Annotated in this window: 15 protein-coding genes; 1 reads left to right on the top strand and 14 read right to left on the bottom strand. The window is 46.2% G+C overall.

Translation table 11 applies throughout. The annotated features are described in order from the left end of the window. Position 1: 1 nt before the first annotated feature. From MKY92_RS10490 to MKY92_RS10425, 14 genes are all read right to left on the bottom strand, one after another. Entirely contained in the window at positions 2-1441 is a 1440-nt protein-coding gene (locus MKY92_RS10490; RefSeq protein ID WP_339300573.1) for an NAD-dependent malic enzyme, read from the bottom strand. Positions 1442-1651: 210 nt separating this feature from the next. Continuing rightward, positions 1652-3724, bottom strand: coding sequence for a beta-galactosidase (locus MKY92_RS10485; RefSeq protein WP_339300572.1), 2073 nt, complete (start codon positions 3722-3724; stop codon positions 1652-1654). 131 nt (positions 3725-3855) lie between these two features. Beyond that, complete coding sequence (locus MKY92_RS10480; protein WP_310334245.1) at positions 3856-4941, bottom strand: arabinogalactan endo-1,4-beta-galactosidase; 1086 nt, start codon at positions 4939-4941, stop codon at positions 3856-3858. A gap of 32 nt (positions 4942-4973) precedes the next feature. Then, a complete protein-coding gene (locus MKY92_RS10475) occupies positions 4974-5852 on the bottom strand; it encodes a carbohydrate ABC transporter permease (RefSeq protein ID WP_091032085.1) in 879 nt (292 codons plus the stop codon). Between the two features lie 29 nt (positions 5853-5881). Continuing rightward, positions 5882-6772 (bottom strand): ABC transporter permease subunit, encoded by an 891-nt coding sequence (locus MKY92_RS10470; RefSeq protein WP_076326911.1) that lies wholly within the window; start codon positions 6770-6772, stop codon positions 5882-5884. Between the two features lie 192 nt (positions 6773-6964). Further along, on the bottom strand, positions 6965-8656 hold the full coding sequence (locus MKY92_RS10465) for a sugar ABC transporter (protein ID WP_339300570.1): 1692 nt from the start codon (positions 8654-8656) through the stop codon (positions 6965-6967). Positions 8657-8779: 123 nt separating this feature from the next. Beyond that, positions 8780-10408, bottom strand: a complete 1629-nt coding sequence (locus tag MKY92_RS10460) for a response regulator (RefSeq protein ID WP_339300568.1) — start codon at positions 10406-10408, stop codon at positions 8780-8782. A 73-nt stretch (positions 10409-10481) separates the two neighbouring features. Next, positions 10482-12236: a sensor histidine kinase gene (locus MKY92_RS10455; protein WP_339300567.1), complete on the bottom strand. Its 1755-nt coding sequence runs from the start codon at positions 12234-12236 to the stop codon at positions 10482-10484. Between the two features lie 297 nt (positions 12237-12533). Continuing rightward, positions 12534-13232 carry a hypothetical protein gene (locus tag MKY92_RS10450; RefSeq protein ID WP_339300566.1) on the bottom strand — a complete coding sequence of 233 codons (699 nt, stop codon included), beginning with the start codon at positions 13230-13232 and terminating at the stop codon, positions 12534-12536. 181 nt (positions 13233-13413) lie between these two features. Continuing rightward, positions 13414-14943, bottom strand: a complete 1530-nt coding sequence (locus MKY92_RS10445; RefSeq protein ID WP_339300565.1) for an ABC transporter substrate-binding protein — start codon at positions 14941-14943, stop codon at positions 13414-13416. Between the two features lie 133 nt (positions 14944-15076). After that, a complete protein-coding gene (locus tag MKY92_RS10440; RefSeq protein WP_017689303.1) occupies positions 15077-15985 on the bottom strand; it encodes a carbohydrate ABC transporter permease in 909 nt (302 codons plus the stop codon). A 17-nt stretch (positions 15986-16002) separates the two neighbouring features. Next, a complete protein-coding gene (locus MKY92_RS10435) occupies positions 16003-16989 on the bottom strand; it encodes an ABC transporter permease subunit (RefSeq protein WP_036670214.1) in 987 nt (328 codons plus the stop codon). A gap of 185 nt (positions 16990-17174) precedes the next feature. Next, positions 17175-18788: a helix-turn-helix domain-containing protein gene (locus MKY92_RS10430; protein WP_339300564.1), complete on the bottom strand. Its 1614-nt coding sequence runs from the start codon at positions 18786-18788 to the stop codon at positions 17175-17177. After that, positions 18763-20562 carry a sensor histidine kinase gene (locus MKY92_RS10425; RefSeq protein ID WP_339300563.1) on the bottom strand — a complete coding sequence of 600 codons (1800 nt, stop codon included), beginning with the start codon at positions 20560-20562 and terminating at the stop codon, positions 18763-18765. Before MKY92_RS10425 ends, MKY92_RS10430 begins: the two co-directional genes overlap by 26 nt. A gap of 342 nt (positions 20563-20904) precedes the next feature. On the opposite strand from MKY92_RS10425, the gene MKY92_RS10420 reads away from it, so the two are divergent. Beyond that, complete coding sequence (locus MKY92_RS10420) at positions 20905-22347, top strand: hypothetical protein (protein WP_339300562.1); 1443 nt, start codon at positions 20905-20907, stop codon at positions 22345-22347. Positions 22348-22373: the final 26 nt, after the last annotated feature.

Here is a 22373-nt window from a genome sequence, read left to right as displayed (position 1 = left end):
CTTACGATTCCCCGCCTTCACGGGCCTGTTCACGAGGAATACGCCGAGCTACACCCGTCTTAACAGCTGCTTCAATCACGCGACTGCGCATCGATTTGACCACTTTATCATTGAACACACTCGGAATAATATAATAGCGTGTACGCTCTTCATCTGTAATGGCCGAAGCAATCGCTTGAGCGGCTGCCAGCTTCATTTCTTCATTAATTTCGGTAGCTCGGCAATCCAGAACTGCCCTGAAGATGCCCGGGAAACACAATACGTTGTTGATCTGATTCGGATAATCGGATCGTCCTGTTGCCATTACAGCCACAATGTCTTCCACCAAGGCAGGCATAATCTCTGGTACCGGGTTTGCCATTGCAAACACGATTGGATCTTCCGCCATGGTCTGCACATCTTCGCGAGTCAACAGATTCCCTCGGGACAGGCCAATGAACACGTCGGCTCCGCGAATGACATCACGCAGCGAGCCAGTCTCCAGTTCAGGATTAGTGCGAGCTGCATAGTCACTCCAGACTTCATTCTCATAGGTTTGTGTCCGTACAATCGCACCCTCACGATCGACGCCTATAAGTCGACTGGCTCCTGCGGACAATAAGATGTTACTGCATGCTACACCTGCTGCACCGATACCACAGACCACAATCTTCACATCTTCAATGGACTTGCCCACCAGTTTGAGCGCATTGATCAGACCGGCATATAACACAACCGCTGTGCCATGCTGGTCATCATGAAATACAGGAATGTCCAATTCCTCATTCAGACGACGTTCAATTTCGAAACAACGCGGTGACGAGATATCCTCCAGATTAATGCCGCCAAAACCAGGTGATATCGCTTTCACAGTACGTATGATTTCCTCGGTATCCTGTGTGTCCAGGCAGATTGGGAAAGCATCCACACCTGCAAACTGTTTGAATAACATCGCTTTACCTTCCATGACAGGCATTGCTGCACGGGGACCAATGTTGCCCAGTCCAAGTACCGCACTGCCATCAGATACGACGGCCACTGTATTCCGTTTGATTGTCAATGAGAAGGCTTTGCCGGGTTCTTCTGAAATGGCTGAACATACACGAGCCACATCCGGAGTGTACACACGTGACAGATCTTCCCGGTTTTGAATCGGGGTCTTTGGTGTTACTTCGATCTTACCGCCCAGATGAAGCAGGAACGTCCGATCCGATACATTAATAATGGACACACCTTTAAGCTGGCGCACCCCTTCTATAATTTTACTGTTATCTTGTGCATCTGTAACTGCGACCGTCAAGTCGCGCACGCTTACATCCTGATTGGTGGAAATCACGTCGATGGCAATGATGTCTCCCCCAGCTTCCGAGATGGCCGAAGCCACTTCGCCAAACTTGATATCCTTAGTTGTCATTTCCAGTCGAATAATAATGCTGTTACCATCCAGATTTCTTTGATTCATTTCCATTCCTCCCAGACTGCAAGTCTTGAGTTACATGTTACGTGTTTGTCTTCGCTGCGCGGACACGTTTATCCTTTATCTTGTCCAGAAAAAGTGGTTCAACAGCCAAATACATAAAATAAAAAAGATGCCCTGAACACCAATGCAGGCGTTCAGGGCAATCTCTTCTTAATACTAACTTCATTTATTTAGTAACATATAAAATCTATATTATTTCCGGGCAGCCGGTCTGCGCAGAACACAAATGTCATATGGCTTCAAGCTGAGTCTTGCTTCCACAGCATCACCACTGAGCAGATCGGTATAGGACTGTCCATCTAGTTCAACCAGCTTCTCATCTGGTGTGTAGTTCTGTACAAACACATAGTCAGCTGTACCATCTGTACGCGTATGTGCCGTTGTTCCGGCAGGCAGCTCTGTTTCAAGTCCACGCTCAATGTTGAGGTCAGCGATTAGTTTCGCATAGAAATCGTCATAGAATGGTGCTTTCAGACGTGTCGCTACATAATATGCTTTCCCTGAACCCAACTGGTTGACCGTCAATGCCGGACGTCCGGCATAAAAGTCAGAACGGTACGTAGCCAGGGACTTCGCGCCTTCCAGATGAATCAGATCACACAGTTCAATTGCATCATACGTTGTATTGAGTTGAAGCTCATTACCCTTCTCCGGGATAATTCCGTTCAGATCACGATCATGTAATCCGTCAATTTCCTCGGACCAGATGCCAAGTGTCTTACGCAGTGGGCCTGGGAATCCACCCAGGAAACACAGATCGTTTTCGTTAACAATTCCAGACCAGTAAGTTGCTACAAACGTACCGCCTTGTTCTACAAACTTCTCAATGCGTTCCCCGACACCTTCACGTACCAGATAGAGCATTGGAGCAATCAGCAACTTATACTTGGACAGATCTGCATCCATATCAATAACGTCTACAGCGACTCCCTTTTTCCAAAACGCTTCGTAATGCTCTTCCACGGTCTGCTCATACTTCACACCGATATTACGCGGACCCTGGGAATCATTAACGGCCCAGCGGTTTTCCCAATCAAAAATGATTGCAACTTCTGCCGGAACCGCTGTTCCTACAATAGCTTCCATACCTTCAAGAGCCGTTCCTACGTCGGTGACATCTTGGAACACTCGAGTGTGTTCCGTTCCTACGTGGTCTACCACCGCACCATGAAGTTTCTCACTGGACCCCCGGCTTTTTCTCCATTGGAAGTACTGAACACTATCAGAGCCGTGTGCCACAGCCTGGAGAGAAGAGAGCAAATGCATGCCCGGTTTTTTCAGCTTGCTGACATCTTGCCAATTCGTCGAACTTGGAGTACTCTCCATCAACAAGAACGGCTGACCGCCTTTGATGGAACGAACGATGTCATGCATCATGGCGATCCGGGATGCCTGTTTCGCGTCGTCATCTGCATCATGCCAAGTCGGATAACTGTCCCAAGAGAGGAAATCCAGAATATCGGCGAACTTCCAATAATTCAGACCGCCATAGAATTCCATCAGGTTGGTTGTGACTGGCAGATCGGGATTCTGAGCTTTCAACGGTTTTGTTTCATGCACGATAAAATCAGCTGTCTGATCTGTAACGAAACGGCGCCAATCCAGATTCATCGCGTGTACCTGTGTCTCACCGTGTGGAGCCGGAGATTCCACTTGACTCCAGTCTGTAACCGTATGGCTCCAGAATGTGGTCCACCACGAATGATTCAGTTCATCGAGTGTTTTATACTTCTTCTGAACCCAACCACGGAACGCTTCCTGACAATAATCACAGTGACAGTCTCCGCCGAACTCGTTCGAGATATGCCAGCCGATTACAGCCGGATGATCCGAATAACGTTCTGCCAGTTTTGTGTTGATCGCAGTAACCTTCTCACGGTATACCGGGGAAGTATAACAATGGTTGTGACGGAAACCATGCAGATTGCGGACACGCTTCTCGGATACGCGGAGCACTTCCGGGTACTTCGCGGACATCCAGGCAGGTCTAGCACCACTTGGTGTAGCGAGGAATGCATAGATACCGTTTGCTGCAAAACGATCCAACACCTGATCCAGCCATTCAAACGTGTATACGCCCTCTTCCGGCTCAAGGGATACCCATGAGAAGATACCAATGGACATCACGTTACACTTGGCAAGCTTCATCAAGCGAATATCTTCTTCCAGAACTTCAGGATAGCGGAGCCATTGCTCCGGGTTATAGTCTGCGCCATGCAACATGTGTGGGGCTTTGGAACTTACAGGTGGAAATTTGTATGTCATAAGGACAACTCCCTTGCTTTTTGAATTACAATTTTTATTTAATACAACAATATTCAAGGCTCAAATTAGAAACCATCATCTTGCATGACTTCACGTGTTTTATCAGATACAACTTGCGAACCTGTATGATATTACACGTATGTCACGACATCTGATTCTTCTGCAGTAGCGAGCGCTGTAAACGATTCCAACTTGCGACCTTTAAAATCAAACATGGTGAGGTTGCCCCAGTTATTCGGATGTCCGACGGACCATTCTTCTTTACTTGGTATCCAGGCAGGTTCCCAATAATAGAATCCGTGCCCCAAACCACCAGGAACTTCGCGAATAATCTGCAATAGATCCTTCAGATATTTGGTCTGTCCCTCTACACTTGCAGGGTATCCTGGTAACAACATATCTTCCTGATTCAAAATCCATTCAATGCCTTCCGGCTGCTCCAGCGTCCAGGGATAAGCGGTTTCAACTACATTGATCGGTTTGCCATAACGCTCAGCCAGATCATGAAGATTGTCACGTAACGCATCAAGTGTGCCATGCCACCAAGGGTAATACGAGAGACCAATGATATCGAACTCCACACCCAGTGCTTCAAAGCGATCGTAAAACTTGCGGCTCTCGGCGTTATCTCCACCACGATCAATATGTATCATAATCTGAATATCCGCGTCAACGGATTTGACCGCAGCAATTCCGTACTTCACGAGCCCCGCAAAACGCTCCCACTGTTCATCCGTATCATGCTCTTCTCCACCGACACGTCCCTCATTCCATAACATGCCTGGTGTAATCTCGTTGCCCACCTGCACCATGTCCGGAAGCGCATCGTGTTCCTTCAACGTTCTCAGAACGTCAGCCGTATACATGCATACCGCACGTTGAAGCTCTTCATAGGACAGATTCTCCCATGCTTTCGGCTTCCATTGATTGGCTGGATCAGCCCAGCGATCGGAATAATGGAAATCAAGCAAAAATTTCAATCCCTGTTCCTTGATCCGTTTGGCTACCTCCACCGTCCGCTCCAGATTGCAGAATCCACCAACAGGATCATTCCAGATTCGAAGTCGTATCGCGTTAGCGTCATTAATCTTCAGGATGGACAGCAAGTCTTGTTCCTTGCCATCCACATCACTATAACTCCCGCCATGCTGTTCGATTTCATCCATAAAGGACACATCCATTCCCAGAATGAATGTCTTTTCCGTCAAGTTGCTCACTGTATCAACCTCCATTAATTTGGGGTACAGGCTCAGCCTTTAACTGAGCCCAACGTCATACCTTTAACAAAGAAACGTTGCAGGAAAGGATACACAATCAAGATTGGTGCACTTCCGATGAAAATCTGAGCTGCCCTTACCGTAGTTTGAGAGAGAGCTTCCATTTCTTTTGGATTCATGCTCATGCTACTCATATCACGTCCAATAATGACGGTTTGCATAAATGTAGCAAGTGGGTAATCCTTGGCGTTATTCATGTAGAGCAATCCATCAAACCAGGAATTCCAGTGGAACACCATACTGAACAATGCAATTGTTGCAATGGACGGCATCGAAATGGGAAGGAAGATACTGAACAATGTTCTGAAATGGTTAGCTCCATCCATCAGCGCCGCTTCCTCCAGCTCTTTTGGAATACCGCGGAAGAAGTTCAGCATCAGAATGACAAGGAATGTGTTAACTGCTCCTGGGAGTACCAGTACCCAGAAGGAATCCATCAACCCGATCTTCTGGATAACCATATAGAATGGCACCAGTCCCCCATTGAAAATCATACTGAATACAAAAATCCAGGAGTAGATCGTTCTGCCTTTGAATTCACTATTCTCTTTGGACAACGGATACGCTGCCAGGAACGTAATCAGCAAGGTAATAGCTGTACCAATTACTGTACGTAGAAGTGAGATCCAGAGCGAGTTCAAGAAAATTGGATTGTTCATCGTTTTTTTGTAAGCCTCAAGTGAAAATCCTACGGGCCAGAGATTGACCAGATTGGCGTCGGCAGCTGCCTTCGTACTAAAGGATACAGCCAGTACATGAACCATCGGTATGATACACATAATGGCGATCAAAATCAGAAAGCAGGTATTGACTATATTAAACACGCGATAAGGCAATGATTTATGATACATCGTGGTCCCTTCTTTCTCTGTTCATTCGTTTAGAATATGCGATATCCAGCGTATTTTTTGGCTAAGCTGTACGATACAAGAATCAAGATCATACTAATGACCGATTTGAATAATCCGATCGCGGTTGCAAAGCCCATCTCACCATTCTGCATTGCGGAACGATATACGAATGTATCAATGATGTCACCCGTTTGATATACGAGCGGGTTATACAAGTTGAATATCTGGTCAAATCCGGCATTCAGTACGTTACCAAGCGCCAGTGTTCCTACAACCATCAGCATCGGCACAAGCGAAGGGATTGTAATGTGCAGTGTCTGTTTCCAGCGTCCTGCTCCGTCAATTTCCGCTGCTTCGTACAATGCTGGATTAATTCCGGCAAGGGCAGCCAGAAAGACAATCATGTTATAGCCAAATTCTTTCCACACATCTGTCAGAATGACCGTAGATCGGAACCAACTGTTATCTCCCAGGAAGAAATATGGCCCGAGTCCGAAGGTTCCCAGAACCCGGTTAACCAAGCCGCCTGTTGACAACAGATCTATCAAAATCCCGCCCAGAATGACCCAGGACAAGAAGTGAGGTAAATATACGAGTGTTTGAATCGTTCGCTGTATAGCCATCTTGCGAACCTCATTCAAAAGAATGGCAAAAACAAATGGAACAAATAAATTGAAAATCAGTTTAAGTACAGCAATAATCAATGTGTTCCAGATGACCTGTAAGCTGTCTTCACGTTCAAACAGATATCTAAAGTTGTCCAGTCCAACCCATTCAGAACCGCTAATCCCAAGCCATGGCTTGTAGTTCTGGAATGCCATAACGATCCCGCCCATGGGCACATAACTGAAAATGATCAGAAAGATAATGGCTGGCAACAGCATAACGTGGAATGGCCAAGTGCGTTTCAAAGTTCTCATGATTGCTCCCCCTGTATTTCTTCCTACTCAAGTACTCCCTGAGTGGCTTATAATGCGATTATATCAACCTTTTACGGGGTCCAAACAGCACATAAAAGCAATATAAATGGCACAAATTCAACCACTTCCCTTCATCCTAAATACACATAAAAAAAAGCGCACAGACGAGTACCGTCTGTGCGCCGTTTAAAACTATTTTTTCACACCGTCATACCATTCATTGACCTCTTGAGTGATCTGGTCACCGCCACCGGATTTCCACGTTTGTACAAACGTATCAAACGCATCCGCTGGATTTTTGCCATAGATAATTTCGTTAAATGCTTGATTCTCGATTTTGTTCAGATAGTCCAGCTTGGATTTCATCGTCTGCGTTGTTGGACCTGTGAACATGTTTTTGAAGGAAATTTCTTCTTGGCTCAGCAATACTTTCGCAGCAGCAGGGGTTTCCTTACCATAGTTCACGGCAACATCTTTTTCGAGCTTGGTTTCCGGCTCTTTGCCGTCCGCCAAATTCATCAGAGCTTTCATCTGGGCGTCCGGAATACGAGCGCCATCACGCACGAGCAAATAACGCACAACGTTTACATAACCGCCATCAATTTCTTCAATCGGCATTTGTTTACCATTTCCATCCAATTGATAGTCATAGCCTGCAAATAGACCGTTATCATATTCACTTCCTGGTTGCGGGTCTGCGTATTTATCATAAAGGTAGTTTTGGTAAGTAAAGAATGCTTCCGGATTTTTCATATCTTTCTTGATCAATGTTACACCATTAACAAAATGTGTACCATGACGCATCGCTTTGCCTTCAGGGCCAGTTGGAATTTCAATCGGTTTCCAAACCGCACCTGGGGCATTTTTTACCGTATCCTTCAGCGGCCATCCGCTCATCCAGTATGGACCCGGGATAATGCCAGCTGTGCCTGCAACTGCTGGCTCTGCCGTTTTGTTTTCATCCCACAACGCTGCTTCCTGCGGGATATAACCTTTTGTGAGCCATTCGCTCAATTTGGTCAAACCTGGCTTCATACCTGGATTGATAGAACCATACTCCAGCTTGCCATCCGCAGCCAGATTCCATTGTTGAGGTAAGGTGCCATATGCACCAAAGATCCAGGATACATCTCCCATCCATGTATTCATGGATGTTTTGAAGCCAACGCTGAGCGGAGTGACTTTATCTGGAGCCAAGCCGTCAGGGTTATTATTTTTAAATGCTTCCATCACTGCTTCCAGTTCGTCGATGGTTTTTGGTGCCTTCATGTTCAGCTTGTCCAGCCAGTCCTGACGAATCCAGAGAAGGTAGTCATTGTTGTAGGCATAGTCCAGAACAGGGACACCCATTCTTTTGCCATCACGACTGTACGGGTTCCATACATTAGGGTCCTGCTCCATTGCTTTTTTCCATGTGTCGGAAGCGTATTTGTCGAACAGTGGTCCGACTTCCTGATACATACCGGAGTCAATTAAATCTTGAGCAACTAAATTATCCGGCTGCCCTATTGTCACAATATCCGGCATTTCTTGGCCGGAGGACATAGCAAGACGAAGCTTGGTCGCAAATGCACTGTTCGTATCTGTCACGGACCACAAGGATTTGATTTCAATTCCGAATTTGTCCTTGGCCCACTTGGTTGCCACGTTATTTTCCATGGATTCGCCATTTTTAAATTTCAACTCAGGATCGATTCCCCATGCTGTAGTAATGGTAACTGCCGGATCATACTTTTCTTTGTATTCGTTTTGGGTTCCAGATGTACTTGGTGTTGCACTATCTCCGCCCCCACTGCCTCCTGAACATCCTGCAAGAACGACAGTTAGACTCAGCGTTGTAGCGAGAAGCGTCAAGAATCTCTTTTTCGTTGATTGCGCTCTCATGTTGTTCCCCCTTAAATCGTTTTGGTTACCCTTTCATTATAGGCTGACCAGGCCTTTGAGCCTATGATACGAAATCAAGATTTCTGCACCTTTGCCAACCTATATTCTGGAATGTTGTTGTAATTATGCCTGATCCCGAAATTCATTTGGTGTCATACCATAATGTTTTTTGAACATTTTGCTGAAATATTGCGGATTTTGATAGCCAAGCTCACTCGTAATCTCGTATATTTTTTTGTTGCTATTTTTAAGCAGATACAGAGCACGCTCCATGCGCATACGAATCATGTAATCCCCAAGACCTTCCCCTGTCTCTGCCTTGTAAATTTTCGATAGATATACAGGGTGTAAATATACCTTGTCCGCAATCATCTTCACCGACAGATCCTGTCCTGTATCTCTTGTCACCAGCTCCTGAACCTGCTTGATCACATGTCTGCGGCTCTGCACACCTTCCTGATCGGACAACTCTTCCTGAAGCTTCGCCAGCATCTCGGTGGCCCAACGCCGCAGCTTCTCGGGGGATTGAATCAACTGGTGAGCAAGGAGCAGATCAAATCCCGCATGATCAATCTCATGCACCAGATGCCCCTGTTTATGGGCGATATACATAAATGCATTAGTTACCGACAGATACATCTCATACACATGTTCTCTGGACAACCGTACCTGTTCTGCCGCGTCAAAGACCATGTTCAGCTTACGCGCTGCCGCTTCCCATTGCTTGGTCTCAAGCAATTGCGGAAGTACAGGTGGTTTATACAGCTCTTCGAGCGCCTGCGTTGCATCATTCTCCGGTCTTTTGCTGAGTGCCTGATCCACGTCCATATATATAATCTTGTGTTCTTCCGGTCCTGAAAGGACAAGCGAACCCAGACTTTTTCGATAAGCTGCTGTCAACTCATTAAAGGGAAATGACGGTGTAACTACCATGGATAGATCTCCCTGTAAATATCGAATGACATGCTCACGGAAAGTTTCAGCTGAGATTCTCAACGTCTCCAAGTCCATCTGCGGAGCTCCGATCTGATCTTGATTCTGCAAGAACATAACAAGACACTCATGGGGTCCGCGACCAAACCACACGTTAAATTGCTCTCCGAGTACTTCCTCTGCAATATTACCTACCGCAAAATCCATCAGATCCAGAGACTGCTGGTCCATTGATGAGAAGCGTCCTGTAAGACGAATCAGCATCATCACAGCCGATTGTTCTGGATCGATATGAATCTCATATTGTTGCAGTTGTTCCCGAAGTGCCCGCGCCGTAATCTCACGCCCCAGCAGCAGATCATGCATGAGATTTTCCCGTAAAATTTTATAGTCAGACTTCCGACTGTATAAAAGCCGGTGATATTTATCGAATTCATCCCACTCATCGCGAAGAGATGTGATGGCTGCCGACACCGATCCCATAAACTCATCATCGTTTACGGGTTTCAGGATATAATCCGCTGCCTGCAATTGAATGGCTTTTTTAGCATAATCAAAATCGCTGTGACCCGTTAGTAAAATACAGCGGATATGAGACCAGCGCTTGCTTACCTCTGCAATTAGATCCAGTCCGGACATGCCAGGCATACGAATATCGGTAACTACGATGTCTACTGCATTTTCCTCCATAATCTCCAACGCTTCCTTACCGGATGCGGCACGCAGCACGGTCGTTACTCCAAGCTCTCCCCAGGGGATCGTAAGTTCCAGACTTTCTGTTACGTATGTCTCATCATCTACCAGCAATATATCAATCAAGTGATTCACTCCCTATTTCGTTCATTCTGCCAATGGATTCCATCGTGCATCATGCGCTACACATTCCAAGTGCTTATCCTTCATTCTCCAGAAGAAACTCCTGCTCGGCAGGCCATGACAGTGTAACGCGTAACCCGCCAAGTTCCGATTCCGTTATATCAAGCCCAGCCTGCTCCCCATATCGAAGCTGGAGTCGCTGATTCACATTCCACAGGCCACAGCCCATCTCCTGATCCATCGTTCCCCTAAGCTTATTCAGAAGCGCCTCACGTGCCTCCTGCGTCATGCCTTGCCCATCATCCTCTACCACAAGAACCATGACACCGCCCTGTTTTTCCCCGGATACTCTTATTTCTCCGGCTTCCGCGTCCGCTTCGATGCCGTGAATCACTGCATTCTCCACCAATGGTTGCACGATGAGTGGCGGTACCTCCTGTCTTAACATCTCATCAGACAGATCAATCTTGTAATGAATCCGGTCCATACGCATCCGTTGGATCTCCAGATAACAGCTGACAAATTCAATCTCTTCTGTCAACGGTACCACGTCCCGCTCCTGTCTTGTCGTATACCGATAATATCGCGATAGGTTATGCGACATCGCTACAACAGCGTCCATACGCTTCAGCTTCGCCATACTCGTAATGAAGGAGAAACAATTATAGAAAAAGTGCGGGTTAATCTGCGATTGCAGCTGCTTCAACCGGGCTTCACGCACATGAATCTGTTCCAAGTAAACGTGTTCAAACAACTGCTGGATCTGCTCCACCATCAAGTTGAAACGTTCGGACAGGAAACTGAATTCATTGCGGCCCTTTGGCTTAATCCTCACGGAATAATCTTCCTGCTTCAACCGCTGGAACCCGCGAATGAGTTGTTTCACTGGTACCTGCACCTGAACATAGAACAAGTACGCCACACCAAAACTCATTAACAACAAACAAATCATGGAAGAATAGAACAGCATATTGGATTGATGAATGGGCTTCAGAATATCTGACAGGGGCATGTAGTCCACCAAATACCAGCCTGTTGTACTGGATTTCACGGTATTGACCATGTAGGGCTCGTTCCCAATCACTACTGTACGATTATCAACGTCCTGAAGTTTATGGGCGGACAGTTCCTCCATCAACTGATTCGTTAATAAACGATCTGAAGTCCGATTATAGATAACCCCCGACTCTTCTCGGAAATAGAAGGGATCATGCCTGCCATCGTCTTTGAATTTGTCGAGCATATCTCGAATGTTGTCACTATCAAACTCCAGTTTAATAATCGTTTCAGCATGATTAGCCGGGTCTTTAATGCCGTACGGAGATACCGTAATCCAGCTAAACATGAACCGATCATCTTCCCCATCCTGAATTTTGCGTACATCCCAGCCGGAACTGATATTCTCCCTTAACGCTTGTTTATCGTAAGAACGTGCGTCCCTTTCGGAAACTACCCTGCCTAGCGAAGGGGAGTACAGATATAATTTCGTGGCCCAATTGGATGAGCTTTCCTGAATACTAAGCTTATTCTGAATACGTTTGACCAGGTTGATCGCATCCAGGTCAAAATAATTACTGTCCGCATAGATTCGGCGGAAGCTGGCAATATCAGGATCATGTATGAGCAGATTCGGCCATGAGGATAACAGTTCGATGTGTGTGTTCACTTGATTTTGGAAAAATTCAAGCTGGTTACTATTCGAACGATTCAACTCATCTCTGAGAACAGCTGTTGTTTTGTGATTGGAGTACCAGTACAGAAGCACTACAGGAATCAGCATAATCAGAATAAGAATGACCATTTTGGAAAACAGGTTTGTCCGGTATGACATCTTTTCATCTCACCTTGTCTAAATTTGTCGTGACATTAATTGTAATGATGTAAGCACTAAAGACCAACTATTTTTTTGAGACAAACCGATTCATTATCTAGCGTAAGCGTTCCCAATTCAAGGGGGAAGGAGATAAAACCAACATTTCTGCACTAATTGCAACTTCCACGCACAAAAAGAGCCAGCGATTAGCCAGCTCTCTCTAATTTCAGTATATGCTTTTGATCTTTCTATTCTACTCAAACCTTATTCCACTTCTGTTTATGTAATTATTCTTTTTTACTATAAAAATATCAACTATGGAATATCATAATCAAATACCGTATTCGCTCCATCCACGCCTACATCCAGCACAATATCCATAAGTTTCCCATTGACGAACAGAGGGGATTCCGCTTTCCCGTAAAACTCCAACTTGCCTGTAAACGTTCCATGGGGTTCAATCTCAACATGTACCGGCCTTAACTGGACAGACTGCAAGGCTTCCAACAGTGGATCGTCCTTAAACTTATAACTGCGTGCGAGATCAGGCAATAACACGGCGGATACGGAATCTCTGCCGTAATTTTTGAGTGTCAGGTCACAGGTGGCTCGGGTCTCACCCGTTTTCAGCACGTTAAAGGTACAGGAGCTTGCATTCTGTACATAGGATACCGCATCAATGCCTGTAGCTCCCCACTTGGCTACATACATGAATTTGTCCGTCATGTACGAATAACTGAGAATGATAGCGATAACTACGATCCATAACCCTTTTGCAAGACCGGGGAATGATTTCCCGATTTCTTTGCGTGTAAGGTAGAAGCCGCAGGCGAAGATCCCCAATCCGAGGAAAAGTGTGATATGTACACCACTTAAATAAGACGTAGTATACGGTGATATACCTATTGCTGACAGCATGGTATCCCCAACAGAAAAACCAAGATGATGGTTAAATGTAAAGATGATAGCAAATAGCAATAAAGCCCCTGAGAACACAAGTCTGGTTCTCGACACACGAACACCCCCTAATCAACCACCTTATTATATCATATTTTTCCTATTTATGATTAACAATCCAAATCAAAAAACAACAATAAAAAGAACGTCTTCGGTTATTCACCGAAAACGTCCTCCATTTTCACCGTTGACAAGAGCTTGTAGTAACACAGGTCTCTCTGTCATGGCTGACGATCATTTATTGCTTAGACAAGAATGCATCAAGTTGTTCCTGTTTGGCTGCAATAATTTTATCAATACCCGCTGCTTTCAATTTCTCCAGATATTTCGGAATCATCTCATTTGGATCAACGGCACCCGATGTCATACCCGGCTTGAACTGTTTGTTTACGTTGTTGACCGCAGCAATTTCATTTTTGACAGATTGGCTGTTGAACGTAAAGCCCAGTGCTGGCGACTTCACACCTTTGGCGTTAAACTCTTTGAACTTCTCCCATTTCTGTGGATCTTCATTATCCCAGAGGAAGTTCAGGAATTGGTTACCCAGTTGCCATTGTGCACCTGGATTGTAGGTACGACTGTTGGCATCTACGCCATCAGGGAGAGCAATGATATTATCCTGTCCGTCTTTTTTCACATAATGTGTACCTTCAATTCCGAAGTTTAGCAAGTTGTTAATTTCCTTGTCCGAATGCAGCAGGTTAATGACCTGCATCGCTTTCTCCGGTTGCTCGGAAGAACGGGAGATTGCAAGCATCGCTCCAGACGCATCACCCGTCGTGATTGTTGGCTGTGTCATCTCGATCTGAGTGAGTGGGAAACCCACATACCCTTCTTCTTCTTTATCCTTGCCTGGCTTCATGCCATCTGTCCAGAGAAACGCTTTTCCAGCCTTCGCCTGGTCTTTCGGGAACACATTGGACGTAGCAGCATCACTGTTGATATATCCCGCTTGATACCACTTGCGAGCGAGTTCAGCCGCTTCTTTGAATTCAGGGGTCTCCACTTCATTCAGCACCGTTGTTCCGCCTGCTGTTTTGGAGATGACTCCAGGTACGGAAGCATCACCGAGATAATCCCAATCCAGATTTTCCAACAGCCCGTTACCGTTGGTATTGGACATATAGAATGGTGTGATGGCTGGCTCGTTTTCCTTGATTGTTTTGAGCAGGGGCTCCAGATCAGCCCATGTCTTTACAGCTGTCAGGTCCAGCTTATACTTGTCAGCCAGATCTTTACGTACCAACACACCACGTGTGGCAGCGAGTTCCTTATTCGTAGGAACGCCGTAATTCACGCCGTCCACCTGGGAACCTTCCAGAAAGGCAGGGTCCAGGTTTTTCTTGATATCCTGACCATGTGCATCAAGCAGATCATTCAACGGCAAGAATGCGCCTTTAGCTACATTCACCGTGTAGTTCTGCCAAGCTGCTGTGAAGATAATATCTGATTTTTCACCTGAGGAAATCATGAGATTCAGCTTGTTATCCCACTGTCCCCAGTCAATCGCATTGATCTTAAGCGTGGCTCCGATCTTTGGTTCCATCTTTTTGTTAATCTCGGCTTCCACCAGAGCGACATCCTTCTGTGGTGTCCCTGGGTAGAACAGTGTCACTTCATAGGGTTTGCCCCCACCTTCACTTGCTCCTCCGCCTTCTGCGCCAGGTGTTGTTGTTCCACCTTTGTCTGATGAGCAAGCTGCCAGCACCAGGCTCAGCGTCATCACCGTTGCCATCATGCGTGACCATACCTTTAATGTTCTAACCAATTGAACCCCTCCTGTCATGTGTTGAACCATACAACCGAATTCCCCAATTCACAATTAAACCGATAACTACTTCTGTATATGCCCTTTCAGTCCATCTTCATTTACCTTGCCCACTCCGCTAACCGGTTCAGAGTTAACCCTTCACAGCGCCAACCGTAAGACCTTTGATGAAATAACGCTGGAAGAACGGATATGCCAGTACAATTGGACCAATACCGACTACAGCCATCGCCATTTGCAGAGTTTTGTTAGGCAGATTCAGCAATCCACCCTGCGACGAAATCTGTGAAGAGACGTTGGAGTTGGTTGTTAAATATTGAATATCGAGCAGCGTCCGGTACATAAGGTACTGAAGGCTGATCGTCCGGTTATCTGATATAAAAATCATGCTAAGGTACCAGTCATTCCAGTAATTCAGTGTACTGAACAACGCGACGGTTGCCATTACGGGAAGAGAGAGCGGAAGCACAATACGTGCAAACGTTCTCAATTCTCCCGCACCATCAATCCGAGCCGATTCCAGAATAGACACCGGAATGGAGTTCGCGAAGAATGTACGCATGACCAGTACAAAGAAAGGGGATAGCAGTAGCGGCATAATGAGTGCCAGTAGGGAGTTTTTCAGATCCAATACGTTGACATAGACCAGGTACCAAGGTACCAGACCCCCATTGAACAACATTGTGAAGAAGATGAAAAAGGCGAACCAGCCACGGTAAGGCAGATCTCTCCGTGAGAGCGGATACGCATACAATGCAGTCAGCGCAACACTTGTAATGGTGCCTACAACGGTAACGATAAAGGATATACCATACGAGTGAATGATCTGATCCATATCTCTGAACAGAAACTCATAAGCCGTCAGGCTGAATTTCTCTGGAATAAGCTTATATCCATTGGCAATTACGGTTGTCTCGTCCGAAAATGAGATGGCGAAGACAAGCAGGATCGGCACGATACAGGCAATGGCATAGAATAGAAACATCGCATGAATAACGGATGCGGAACGCTTCGATACGGCTAGTGGATCACGTGATTTCACAGCTGACTTGCCTCCTCTCAAAATAATGCATTATCTTTATCTATTCGCCTTACGATGGTATTGGATACAAGAACCAGCACAAATCCAACGATTGCTTGGTATAGACCGGCTGCTGATGACATCCCGATATCTCCACCGATAAGGAACGTACGATATACGTAGGTATCCAGTACATTCGTTACAGGGAACAGCGCTCCCGATTCCAATGGAACCTGATAGAACAGACTGAAGTCTGCATAGAATATACGACCAATTTGCAATAACGTCATAATGACGATTAATGGCACGAGAAACGGAATGGTAATGAAGCGTATCTGATGCCATTTGGTTGCTCCATCGAGCACAGCTGCTTCATAATATTCTTCATCGATGCCCACGACAGCTGCCAGATAAATGACGGCATAATATCCAATATTCTTCCATGTGTTCACCAGTGGCAAAATATACGGCCAATACTTCGGCTCTGAATACCAGTCGATCGGCTGACCGCCGAACATCTGCAGAACCGTTGAGTTCATGAAGCCTGAATCCTTGCCCAGGAAAGCCAGTACCAGATAACTGACCACAATCATGGACAGGAAATACGGTAATAACATAAGTGATTGATATAACTTGGACATTGCCTTGTTCTTCACTTCATTGAGCAGAATAGCAAGCCCGACACCTACTAAGAGATTTAGTGCAATAAACACCGTGTTATACGCGAGTGTATTTCGGGTAATTTCCCATGCATCACTGGTTGAGAACAAATATTTAAAATTGTCCCATCCACTCCATGGGCTACCCCAAATACCATCAGCATAGTTTACATTTTTGAATGCGATCAGAACGCCGAACATCGGCATATAGTTGTTCACCAGCAGGAACAGGACACCTGGCAAGAACATGAGATACAGCACCTTGAATTTGCCAAGATTGTGCCACACCGACTTGCGCTTTCGGACTGTTTCTCCCGGTATTTCCGATATCCGTACTCCCTTACCCGCCTGGGGTTGTGTCTTCATAACTTGTTCTCCCTCACTCCTCTTGAATTCTTCCTCAGGATGAAGCTCCGTTGCGGCTCCTGTGGTTCAAGTATACGGCGGGGCGAGTAAGACCTCTATCTGCTGTGGTGACCTGTTGACTTATCAAATTATGACTTTAGTGCCAAAATAAACAAATCAAAAGGCGCAGCATGCTGCGCCCTGAACTATACGGTACGTGACTGTTTTCGGAACTCCTGTGGCGTTATACCCGTGCACTTTTTGAACATTTTGGTGAAATGCGAGTAATTATAGTACCCCACCTTGCCAGCGATATCCGTCACCTTGACGGTGGACTGGGACAACAATGTCTTCGCTTTGGCTACTCTGCCCTGCAGGATAAACTCAGATAGGGACATCCCCTTTTCTTTCCGAAACAGACGTGATAGATAAGCGGGATTGAATCCGGCAAAAGCTGCAAGTTCCTCTCGCATAAGTTCTTCACCAATATGAGTTTCAATATAAACGCACAACTGATCCACAATGGTCATGGGGCTATGATCGTCCGGGTACAACACCGGGATAACACGATCAATCAGATCAGACGTCCACTGCTTCAACTGCGGCAACGACCTTGTCACCATACTCTCTTCCGGCTCCCGTTCACCCGGATACAGACTGCGTATGGACACGTTTTTCTGATGAAGCAACGGATAGACCACATGCAGCATGGCATGATAGTAGAGATGCAGCATTTCAGGAGACAAACCCTCCTGGGCAGCAAGCAACTCAAAAATCTCATCCACACGTTCTCGCAAATCCCCTACTTTACCCGTCTCAAAAAGAATAGATAATTCCGAAAACCATGGAATAGGCAAAAAGCGATCTTCCTGATCTCTTCCCCGCTCATCATAGACAAAAACTTCTTCAAGCTCCTTAATATTGCGCCGCTCCATATCCATCAGTTCATTTAACATGCCTTGCAGCTCAGTTACAGCAACCGGGGCTCCAACATAACAGGACAACCGGCAGTAGAAATACGTACCACATTCCTGAATATACCCCTGACAACGTTGTGCCACTTCGCTCGCACTCGGAATGATGCCATCTTGCTCATAAGCAAGCACAATATTTAATCCACTTTGATCCTGAAACACCTCACCGGGCTTGTCGCCAAGCAGCATCTCTTTGGCTGCATTACGAAGGGCATATTCCAATACCTCTTCGTCACGCAAATCAAAATCACGCACCCATTCCTCTACTGAGATCACAATGGGTAACACACGAGCCTGCGGATCAATCTCGGCACCATACAGTTCTGCGAGCTCTTGCAACCGTTGTTCGGTTAACGTGATACGCTGAGAGATGGCATCTTTCCAGAAGCGTTCCGTCAGTAGCGGTTTATGGGTTTTCCAGCGTTTGTATACGGTCTCATAAACTTCGTTGGTACGGGTACGCTGCTCTCCATCCTTGATCTTCTCCACCGCCTGGGTGACTACCTTAATCAATTGATCCGCTGGAGCCGGCTTCAACACATAATCAAAGCTGTTTAGCTTAATGGCTGTCTGAGCATAATCGAATAAAGCATGCCCTGTCAGGAAAATGGTCAGTATGCCTGGATCATGTTTTAACACCCAACTTTGCAGGTCAAGCCCTGTTTCACCAGGCATCTCGATATCACAGATCATAATATCAATAGCATTAGCCTTTAAAATCTTTCGTGCCTCTTCGGCATCACCAGCACTGTATACCTGGTCAATGCCTGCTGCTTGCCAATCGACTCCTTCCACCATTGCTTGTAATGCATACACTTCATCATCCACGATCAACAGGTTCCGCATAGGCTCCCCCTTCTTCCTCTTCGGTCTGAGCGGGTAAATCAATGATGACTTTGGCGCCATGATCCACCTCATTGCCAAACTGCAAACTGGCTTGATCACCATACTTCACTAAAAGCCGATGAGCCACGTTCCATATACCGATATGCTGTCCACTCGGGTCTTCAGCGTATTGTCCATGTTGCAGACGCCCCAACAATTCCTCTTCAAATCCGACACCATTGTCCACAATCATCAGTTGAAGCACCGTCCCATCGACCTGACCGGACGACTTCTCACCGAGGCGCGCCACGATCCGAATGACAAAGGCTTGTGTCCGGCGCTGAAATCCATGAATAATGGCATTCTCCACAAAAGGCTGAATGGTTAATGGCGGAATCACATAATGTCCCAGATTCGGCTCAACATCCAGTTCAAAATCGAATCTGCTTGGAAACCTCAGCTTTTGAATTTCTAAGTAATGACGAATGTGCTCGAGCTCTTCATCCAGACGAATAACACGTTTGCCTGCACGCAGACTGAATCGAAAATAATCGGCCAGATGACCAGCCATCTGCTGCACCAACTCATGTTTTTGCAAGGAAGCCAGACTATGAATAATATTGAGTGAATTCAGGTAAAAGTGAGGATTGATCTGCATCTGCAGTTGTTTGAACTCTGCCTCCCGCGTCCGGAGTTGTTCCTCATACACATCAATCTTCAGATGCCTGATCTCACTGGTCATTTGATTGAAACTTCGTGTCATAAATTCAAGCTCCGAAGAAGATGGCGGGTCCAGCTTCACATCGAGATCTCCACGGCTCACCCTTCTCATGCCTCGGATTAACGCATTCATCGGGCGGAATAACAGATGCCGCAAAAAGATCAGTGCAGTAACCAGAATTACTGCCGCACCAATGGGAAGCAGACGAATGATCTGCTGGAAAAACGGGAGGTTACGCATCATGTCTTCCTCAGGCAGCAGCACGATATAATTCATCTCGGACATGGCCGAGGCAATACCTAACATCAAATATTGACGTGCCTCTCCCTTGTTCACAACTTCAGAGATAACCTGATACGGATTCTTTAGGCCGGGAATATGCGCTGCAGCCAGCTGAATCTGTGCAGTATTTAATGTGGAATCCGAGAGTGCCCCACCGTCTGTTCCAACAATGACTGCGCCTCCCCGATCTCCGGATTCAGTGAATTGTTGTGTATGATTCAGTGCATTCATATCAACAAGTGCACCTGCATAGAACTGCTGGTTGATTCGCACCGTTTTCACCAGCGCATTCCACGTCCCACCACGCACGATGCTCCATTCAGGCTTCTGGATATCCCCTTCCAATTGCTGCATCTGGACTGGCATACTCTCCTGCACAACCGACTTTTTGACATCATAATTGCCTGAAGTGGCGAGCAGCAGATCATCATTCACGGCATCGTATAGAAAAAAAGAATCGATTAGATTATAAAAACCGATATCTGTCATGAATTTGTTCATAATCCGTTGCTTTGCAATGATATAATCACCGCTACCGTATTTCAGAAAAAACAGAGAGATAATATCCGGGTCCCGCTCGCCCAGACTATATAAATACCGATTCGTCTCCTGTAATACACGTTCATTTTGCTCCACACTCTTGGCGAGATGATTCATATTGGTGAGAGATACTTTGTCACGTACAACTTTCATGGCGTAGACGTTGTTGTAATAAAGCAGCAAGAATAATGGCAGCATGATCAATGTAAGACCCACTATAAATTTAAAACGAAGTGAACGGATAAAATTCATGGATTATGGATTCCCGCCCTTTTAGTTCAACATAGTTTTTCTATTTTCTTCCTTATGATGGCATGTTTATTGTAATCACCCCTGCTTGCCATTGTCTATGGGGTCACGTGACCTTCACATATCAATTCTGGTGACTTTCATCCGCTCCAATTTCAAGAGTAACAAGCTTCATGTTGTAATAAATTCTCCAGTTGTAAAATAAATCCTTCATTTATAACTCAGAAGCTTCTCCCTAGAAATAAATGCTGCGGCAAGCCCCGGACTCCACGAACGCCCGATCTTGACATGCATACGATATATCACTCCTCGGGTTAGTCACCAGGATGTAGGGAGGCCTGTTCGATGAATATTCAACTCACTGCGTTACACTATATCTATCTGGCATTTATCGTCTTGATCATCGCTGTAATGATCCGGCGCAGGGACACCACCATCATCTGTGTCGCGGGTATTATGACCATTGGACTTCTGGCAACCGAAACCTTAAGCGGGTCAGTTGCTGGGATCTTCAGCAGTTTTATCTATGCAACAAAAGAATTGTTAAGTACGATCTTCATCATCTCGATTATTGTGGCAATGAGCCGTGTTCTGATCAGAACAGGCATTAATGAGGTCATGGTAACACCCGTTACCCGGTTTATCCGTTCTCCTCAGGTCGCGTATTGGGGTATCGGATTGATCATGATGGTAGTATCACTATTTTTCTGGCCATCCCCAGCCGTAGCACTCGTCGGTGCAGTACTGCTTCCTGTAGCCGTGCGTGTAGGTCTTCCTCCGATTGGAGCTGCCATTGCCATGAACCTGTTCGGACATGGGATTGCACTGTCGGGGGATTACATTATCCAAGGGGCTCCCAAACTCACAGCTGATGCAGCGGGTCTACCCGTTACTTCCGTCATGACGGCCAGCATTCCTCTGGTCATTGTCATGGGAACCGTATCTACACTCACAGCCTTCTGGATGCTGCGCAAAGAGATGAAATCAGGCTCACCTGTTCATTCCCCAAACGTTATATCAGGTACCATGAGCACGGAACCTTCTTCCTCATCAGAGGCTGTGTCCACTTCTCAACCTGGCAATTTGCCTGTTGAACGTCAAGTCATGTCGCCCCGTCTGAAAAAGGCGTTCGCTCTACTTATCCCTCTGTTATTCGCAGTTGATGTGATTCTGATGTTTGTATTGAAGTTGCAAGGCGGCGATGCAACAGCTCTGATTGGCGGAACCGCTGTGGTTATACTGATCGCCGTTACCCTTGCCGCACACCGACATGCGGGACCAGAGGAAACGACCAATTATTTAATAGAAGGATTTCAGTTTGGTTTCAAGGTGTTTGGACCGGTTATTCCCATAGCCGCATTTTTTTATCTGGGAGATGCTGCGATTACGGAGTTGTTCATCAATCCTCTTCCTGAAGGTTCACACGGGATCGTGAATGATCTTGGGGTTGCGCTTGCTGGACTGGTGCCATTGAATGATACGGTGGGGGCCATTACAATGACGGTGACCGGAGCGGTCACAGGAATGGATGGTTCGGGGTTCTCGGGGATATCCCTGGTTGGCTCGATTGCGTCCATGTTTGCAGGATCGGAAGATTCCGCACCTGTGCTGACAGCATTAGGTCAGGTTGCAGCCATATGGGTAGGTGGCGGAACCTTGATTCCATGGGCATTGATTCCTGCTGCTGCAATCTGCGGAGTCAATCCTTTTGAACTTGCAAGACGCAACCTGAAGCCTGTACTGCTGGGACTTACGGTAACAACAATTGTAGCCATCTTTCTAATCTGACCAAAGGTTATTTACACTGACACTAC

Origin of the sequence: Paenibacillus sp. FSL R5-0623, assembly GCF_037974265.1 — a bacterium.
GTDB lineage: Bacteria > Bacillota > Bacilli > Paenibacillales > Paenibacillaceae > Paenibacillus.
The sequence above is the reverse complement of the archived record's forward strand: the minus strand, read 5'-3'. Positions and strand labels throughout refer to the sequence as shown.